Origin of the sequence: Paraburkholderia sp. SIMBA_027 (assembly GCF_046535315.1) — a bacterium.
In the GTDB taxonomy this organism is placed as follows: Bacteria; Pseudomonadota; Gammaproteobacteria; order Burkholderiales; family Burkholderiaceae; genus Paraburkholderia; species Paraburkholderia tropica.
Genome location: NZ_JAWRWY010000678.1, coordinates 1 through 268 on the forward strand (window position 1 = coordinate 1; position 268 = coordinate 268).

The window sequence follows — 268 nt, forward strand, 5'->3', positions numbered from 1 at the left end:
GTGCGGGACGCCCAGTTCGGCGGCCTGGCCTTCGAGAATCAGCCGCACGCGCAACACGTCGTCGAATTGCGCCCTGGACAGACGCGGCACCGTCACGCCGCAATTGGGTACGTTCACCAGCGCCGATTCGGCCGCGAGGCGTTGCAAAGCGGAGCGCACCGGCATCTCGCCCACGCCGAGTTCCGCCGCGACGTGACGGATCTTGATGCGCTCGCCCGGCACGAAGCGGCCGATCGTCAGCCATTGCCGCAGCGTTTCGTACGTCTCG

Annotated in this window: 1 protein-coding gene; it reads right to left on the reverse strand. The window is 67.9% G+C overall.

Translation table 11 applies throughout. From position 1 onward, the window contains the following. A partial coding sequence (locus SB764_RS40735; protein ID WP_410866861.1) for a GntR family transcriptional regulator occupies positions 1-268 on the reverse strand: 268 nt, incomplete at both ends.